The sequence below is a fragment of the Amycolatopsis sp. SID8362 genome, from assembly GCF_010550475.1.
GTDB lineage: Bacteria > Actinomycetota > Actinomycetes > Mycobacteriales > Pseudonocardiaceae > Amycolatopsis > Amycolatopsis eburnea.
On the sequence record NZ_JAAGNB010000693.1, the window covers coordinates 1 to 6,253 of the forward strand.

At 71.4% G+C, this 6,253-nt stretch carries 5 protein-coding genes and 2 pseudogenes; 3 read left to right on the top strand and 4 right to left on the bottom strand.

Annotated elements, in window-relative coordinates; translation table 11 throughout:
* Positions 1-1,057: alpha/beta hydrolase (locus G3I65_RS21325; RefSeq protein ID WP_160697676.1), on the top strand; the 1,057-nt coding region annotated here is incomplete at its 5' end.
* 186 nt (positions 1,058-1,243) lie between these two features.
* Here G3I65_RS21325 and G3I65_RS21330 read toward each other — a convergent pair.
* Positions 1,244-2,176, bottom strand: coding sequence for a D-2-hydroxyacid dehydrogenase family protein (locus G3I65_RS21330; protein ID WP_160697677.1), 933 nt, complete (start codon positions 2,174-2,176; stop codon positions 1,244-1,246).
* 4 nt (positions 2,177-2,180) lie between these two features.
* Positions 2,181-3,374, bottom strand: a complete 1,194-nt coding sequence (locus tag G3I65_RS21335) for an endonuclease/exonuclease/phosphatase family protein (RefSeq protein WP_160697678.1) — start codon at positions 3,372-3,374, stop codon at positions 2,181-2,183.
* Between the two features lie 79 nt (positions 3,375-3,453).
* On the opposite strand from G3I65_RS21335, the gene G3I65_RS21340 reads away from it, so the two are divergent.
* Positions 3,454-3,864, top strand: a complete 411-nt coding sequence (locus G3I65_RS21340) for a hypothetical protein (protein WP_160697679.1) — start codon at positions 3,454-3,456, stop codon at positions 3,862-3,864.
* A 25-nt stretch (positions 3,865-3,889) separates the two neighbouring features.
* The gene (locus tag G3I65_RS21345; protein WP_160697680.1) at positions 3,890-4,549 is read left to right on the top strand and encodes a TetR family transcriptional regulator; all 660 of its coding nucleotides are present in this window, start codon (positions 3,890-3,892) and stop codon (positions 4,547-4,549) included.
* On the opposite strand, the pseudogene G3I65_RS21350 reads toward G3I65_RS21345, so the two are convergent.
* Both G3I65_RS21350 and G3I65_RS21355 read right to left on the bottom strand, forming a co-directional pair.
* Positions 4,536-5,781, bottom strand: a pseudogene (locus G3I65_RS21350) (GrpB family protein). The gene G3I65_RS21345 and the pseudogene G3I65_RS21350 sit on opposite strands and share 14 nt — an antisense overlap.
* A gap of 43 nt (positions 5,782-5,824) precedes the next feature.
* Positions 5,825-6,253, bottom strand: a pseudogene (locus G3I65_RS21355) (shikimate dehydrogenase); the annotation flags it as partial.

The following is a 6,253-nucleotide window of genomic DNA, read 5'->3' on the forward strand; positions in this document are numbered from 1 at the left end:
CTGTCCCGGTGCCGACCACCTGCCGCCCGCCGGGTCGCCGCTGCGGCAGCCGGAGGCGTTCTTCGCGGCGAGCGCGGCGACCGGCCGGGCCTGCGCCGCCTCCGGTGCCCTGCTGAGCCATTTGTCGACCGCGAACGTGGCGCGCGACCTGGAGCTGCTGCGCCAGGCCGTCGGGGACCCCGCGCTGAACTTCTACGGCTACTCCTACGGCACGTACCTGGGCGGCACGTACGCGAACCTGTTTCCGGACAAGGTCCGCGCGATGACCCTCGACGGCACGCTCGACCTGGTCGCGAACGCGACCGGGAAGCCCGGTCAGGAGAAGCAGCCGGTGGACGTCCGCGCCGACGTCGCCGGGGCGCAGCAGCGGGAGCTGGACCAGTTCTTCGCCGCGTGCGCGGCGGCCGGTCCCCGGTGCGCGTTCTCCGGCGGGGACCTGAAGGCGAAGTTCGCCGGGGTGTTCGCGCGGGCGTCGCGCACCACCGGCGTCGGCTCGCTGATGCACGCGGTCGACAGCGCGCTGTACCAGTCCGGCCGGTGGAAGCGGCTGGCGCAGACCCTTTCCGCGATGCCGGGGGACGCCGGTCCCGCGGCGCCGGTGCTCGACCCGTACGTGCCGACGCACTCCCCCGGGTTCCTGGCCGTGCAGTGCGTCGACAGCGACAACCCGGCGTCGGTCGCGGACTACACCGCGCTGGCGGCCCAGGAGAGCGCGCGGCAGCCGTACTTCGGGCTGGGCTCGGTGTTTTCGATGGCCCAGTGCGTCGGCTGGCCCGCGCACGACGCCGATCGCTACACCGGGCCGTGGAACCGGCCGCGGAAGAACCCGGTGCTGGTGCTGAACAACCGCTTCGACCCGGCGACCCCGCTGCACAACGCGGAGGCGACGGCGGCGGAACTGGGCGACGGCCGGGTGCTCGTCGTCGAGGGCTACGGACACACGTCACTCGACGCCCCGAGCGCGTGTGCGTCGGCGGCGGTCGTGCAGTACCTGGCCGAGCTGAGCGCGCCGGCCGCCGGGACGACGTGCGCGCCGGACGCGGTCCCGTTCCCGTGAGCGGGAAACCGGGTGCCGGCCCTGTTTCTCACTCACGACCAGCCGGGGCTCGTCGTTCAGCCCAACGGCGGACGGGAGCAGGGTCTTTGGACCCTGCCGGGCGCGCGCCGCGGGTGGTGTCATGGTTCTCGTGCGGGCCCGCCGCCGGGCCGGTGCGGGGACCTCGGGCCCCGGCGGGCCGCACGCCTACTCCATCAGCCGGATCGGTTCCCCCGCCTGGTAGGCCGCGATGTCCTCGACCGCGTCGCCGTAGAAGATCTCGTACGTCTCGCGCGCGACGAAGCCGAGGTGCGGCGTCAGGACCGCGTTGTCGAGCGTCCTCAGTGGATGGTCGGCCGGGAACGGCTCGACGTCGTAGACGTCCAGCGCCGCGACCCGGATCTCGTTGCGGCGCAACGCGTCCACCAGCGCGGCCTCGTCGACGATCGGCCCGCGTGAGGTGTTCACCAGCATCGCGCTCGGCTTCATCGCGGCGAGTTCCGGCGCGCCGACCAGGCCGCGGGTGCGCCCGCTGAGCACCAGGTGGATCGACAGCACGTCCGAGCGCGCGAACAGCTCCTCCTTGGACACCGCCGTGACGCCGTGCGGGGCCGCCTTCTCGGGAGTCAGGTTCTGGCTCCAGGCGATGGTCTCCATCCCGAAGGCCTGCCCGATCTTCGCCGCGCCCGCGCCGAGCCTGCCGAGGCCGAGCAGGCCGAGCGTCTTGCCGTGCAGCATGGTGCCGACGCTCGTCTGCCAGCCACCCTCCCGCATGGACCGGAACTCCCGCGGCAGGTTCCGCGCCGCGGCGAGGATCAGCGCCCACGTGTGCTCGGCGGTCGGCTCCCCGAGGTACCCGGTCTTCGACACGACGACGCCGTTGCGCTTCGCGGCCGGGACGTCGATGGCGGCGTTGCGCGGGCCGGTGCTGACCAGCAGCTTCAGGTCGGGCAGCCGGTCGAGCACCTCGGCCGGGAACCGGGTCCGCTCGCGCATCGCGACGATCACCTCGAAGCCCTGCAGCTGCGCGACGACGTCGACGAGGGGCTCGGTGAAGACCGTGATGCCGGCCTTCAGCGAGTCCCAGTCGCCGAACGTCAGCGCGACGTTCTGGTAGTCGTCGAGGATGGCGATGCGCATGATCTCACCGTAGTGGCACGAAGACATCCACGCGGACCAAGTGGTGGTCGGAGGCGTCGTTCAGCCGCGCCAGCGGGTCGGACGGCACCGGCCAGAACACCTCGGCGTGCCACGGCAGCAGGCCCTTCGACGGCAGCACGTAGTCGGTCCGGAGGTTGCCCGGTGCGACGTCGTTGAAGTCGCCGGTGTCGTAGAACGGGTCGCTCTTCTGCGTCGCGTTGGCCCCGCCCTGTGCCTGCGCGGCCAGCACCGCGCCCTGGCTGCCCGGGTGCGTCTCGATCACCCGGCGCGCGTTCAGGAGCTGGTCGATCGCGCCGGGGACACTGTCGCCGTCGAGGGGGTCGGAGTTGTTGTCGCCCGCCACGACGAAGCGTTCGGACGCGCCCAGGCCGCCGCGGTGGCCGCGGTCGTCGTAGAGGTAGCCGCCCTTGCCCGGCGTCACGTAGTCGGCCCAGAAGCGGATCTCGTCGTTGTTGCGGGTCCCGTTGCGGTCCTCCGGGCCGTCGAAGCTCGGCGGCGTCGGGTGCGAGACCAGGAAGTGCACGGTGGACCGGCCGATCTTCAGCGGCAGGTCCCAGTGCGACTTCGACGACAGCCGCAGCACGTCCAGCACGGCGGGGCTGTACCAGTCGTGCGGCGCCGGCGTGGCCGGGTCGTCCGGCAGCAGCGCGCCCGGCATGTCCTTCCAGAGGAAGTGCTGGAACGTCCGGACGTGCGCGAGGTCGATCGGGTACTTCGACAGCACGAGCAGCCCGTACTGGCCTTCGAAGGCGCCGAAGCCCTGTGCGTCGTTGCCGCCGCCGACGGTGCCGCTGCGGTCGAGGTCGAACCCGGTCGGCACGCCCGTGTTGACCGGCGCGGTGTAGGCGTACGGGTAGTCGATCGGCTGCGCGCCGTGCTGGCCGACGGCCAGGTAGTTCTTCCGGAACAGGTCGGCGGCGGCGTTGCCGGGCACGTAGTCGAACTCGTTGATCAGCTGGACGTCGGCGCGGTTGCGCTGGACGACCTCGGCGACCTCCTGGGCCTGGGCGTTGCCCGGCGTGGAGAGGTCGGTCACGAGCTGCCCGGCGGCGGCGCGGTTCAGCGAAGCGTTGAAGGTGGCGAAGCGGACGTTGGTGCCGAATCCGGCGTCGGCGGTGGCGGGGACGAAGAGCGCGGCGAGGGCGGCGATCGACAGCCCGGCGGCGATGCGTTTCACGGGGGTGACCCTACCCTCTTGAACGTGTTCAAAAAGCGCGCTACGGTCTCCTTGAACACGTTCAAAACTTGGAGGAACCATGGACCCCGTCGTCCTCGCGTATGCGCTCTACCTGCTGATCAGCATCCCGCTGACGGTGCTCGTGGCCCGGACGCTGAGCAAGCACGGCCGCACCTTCCTCGCCGAGGTCTTCGCCGACAGCCCGGGCCTCGCCACCGCCGTCAACCAGCTGCTGGTCGTCGGCTTCTACCTGATCAGCCTCGGGTTCGTGACGCTGTTCCTGACCAGCCGGGCGACCGTGCTCAGCGCCCGCGAGGTGTTCGAGCTGCTCTCGGTGAAGGTCGGCGTGGTGGCGCTCATCCTCGGCGTCATGCACCTGGTGAACGTGCTGGTCTTCAACGGCATCCGCCGCCGCCACCTGGCCCCGAAGCCGCTGCCCGCCCCGGCGCCCGTCCCCTACCCGGGGATGCCGCCCTTCCCGCAGCACTGACCGGACCGGCGCTAACGTGCATCCCGTGGCCAAGAGCGAGGAAACGCGGTCCCTGATCGTCACGACCGCGATGCGGCTGTTCACCGAGAACGGCTACGACCGCACGACGATGCGCGCGATCGCCGCCGAAGCCGGCGTCTCGGTGGGCAACGCGTACTACTACTTCTCGTCGAAGGAACAGCTGATCCAGGGCTTCTACGACGAGATCGCGCGGCAGCACCTGGCGAAGGCCCGCCCCCTGCTGGACGCCGAACCGGCCTTCGCGGCCCGCCTGCGCGCGGTGCTGCTGTGCTGGCTCGACGTCGCCGCGCCCTACCACCGCTTCGGCACCCAGTTCTTCGTCAACGCGGCCGACCCCGAGTCGCCGCTGAGCCCCTTCAGCGACGACTCGTCGGCCGCCCGCGAGGCGTCGATCGGCCTGATGCGCGAGGTCGTCGACGGCTCCGACGTCAAGCTGGACCCGGAGCTGCGGGGCCAGCTGCCGGAGCTGCTGTGGCTGTACCAGATGGGCGTGGTGCTGTTCTGGGTCCACGACCGCTCGGCGGGAACCAAGCGCAGCCGGATGCTGGTGGAGCGGAGCGTCCCGCTGCTGGCCCGGGTGGCGGCGCTGTCGCGGCTGCGGATCTTCCGGCCGGTAAGCCGGGAGATCGTGGAGCTGATCCAGGACCTGGCTAAGCGGGACTGACCGCGCGGAAGTACAGGAACCGCGGTTTCGTCCGGAGGTTCGCCGCCCACTTCGGGTCCGCTTCGCCGGCCTCCGGAACCGGCATCGGCTCCTCGAGCCGGTCCACCGCGAACCCGGCTTCCCGCACCGCGTTGAACGTCCAGCTCAACGGGCGCCGGTAGAAGCGCACCACCTGACCCGCTGGGAACTCGTCCTCCAGCAGCTCCAGCTCGAAGTAGTTCTCCCGGTCGAACCAGCGCCAGTCCTCGCCCGGGTGGTGCACCGAAAACACCAGCGCCCCACCGGGTTTCAGCACCCGCCGGAACTCCGCCAGCATCGGCGCCCAATCCTTCACGTAGTGCAGCACCAGCGAAGCCGTGATCACGTCGAAGGAACCGGACTCGAGCGCGAGCGGCCGGGTCACGTCCGCGACCTCGAACCGCGCGACGTCGCCGAACTTCCGCCGGGCGACGGAAACCATGCCCTCGCTCGCGTCCACGCCCAGGACGTCCGCACCCCGCGCGGCCAGCAACCCGCTCAGGTGCCCGGCAGCGCACCCGACGTCCAGGACGCGCCGGCCCGAGACGTCACCGGCCAGTGAGACGATCGCCGGGCGGTCGTACAGCGCATTCGTCACCGACTTCTCCGCGTGCGACGCGTAGGACTCGCTGAACGCGTCGTACTGCTCGGCCCGGGCGCGGCCGAGGATTTCCTCCACCACCTCGGTTTTCGCGTCCGCGTAGTGCTGGATGTACTCCCACTCCCTCGCCGCGAGCTCCCGCTTCTTCGCCGCGTACAGCGCCAGCTCGGACGGGTGCGCGCGCAACCGGTCGCGGAAGAGCCGGTAGCGCGGTGTCTGGCCGTTGCCCGGCGAGTACACGTGGAGGTTGATGTTCGTGTCCGGGCCCTTGAAGCACCGGTGCTTCTCCCAGTCCGGCTCCCGGATCACCAGCCGGTACCCCGCCGCCTCCAGCGCGGGGACGTAGGCGTCCTCGTCGCCGGAATCCGGGACTTCCAGCAGGATGTCGACGATCGGCTTCGCGCACAGGCCGGGCACCGACGTCGAGCCGACGTGCTCCAGCACCAGGACCCGCTCCCCCAGCACGCCCCCGGATCCGCGCGGCCTCGCGCTCGAACAGTGCCGGCCACGCCGGGTCGTAGTCCACCAGCGTGACGGTGGAGTTGAGCTTCGGTGGCTCGCCGACCCACGCGGCGGCGACCTCGGCCTCGCTCTTCGTCTCTTGACTGCTCATCCCGTGCAGACCCCCTTCTTTTGGGCAGTCCGCCAGAATAGCGTCAGCAGATCGGCAGCGGCAGCAGATTTCCGGTGGCTTCGCGCAGCGCGTCCCGCATCGCCGCGCGCGGGGCCGGCCGGCCGGTGAAGTGCTCGGCCTGGCCGAACGCCTGGTGCAGCAGCATGTCCAGGCCCGTCGCGAGGCGGCCGCCCCGCGCCGCCACCGCTTCGGCCAGCGGGGTCGGCCACGGGTGGTAGATGACGTCGAGGACGTGCGCGATCCCCGCCAGCTCCGCCACGTGCGGGACCACCGCGGGCGGCGGGACCGTGTTCACCAGGACCGCCGACGACGCCAGCGAAGCGAAGTCCGTGTCGGACCAGCGGAGGACGTCGACGTCGAGCGCGGCGCGCTTGGCCGCGTCGAGGGTTTCCGCCGCCCGGGCCGGTTCGCGCACCACCAGGCGCACCTGGCGGACGCCGAGGGCCGCGAG

Bases quoted from the DNA above. Each gene is read 5' to 3' on its own strand.
- G3I65_RS21330 (WP_160697677.1), bottom strand. From the start codon at position 2,176: ATGCGCATCGCCATCCTCGACGACTACCAGAACGTCGCGCTGACGTTC.
- G3I65_RS21340 (WP_160697679.1), top strand. From the start codon at position 3,454: ATGGACCCCGTCGTCCTCGCGTATGCGCTCTACCTGCTGATCAGCATC.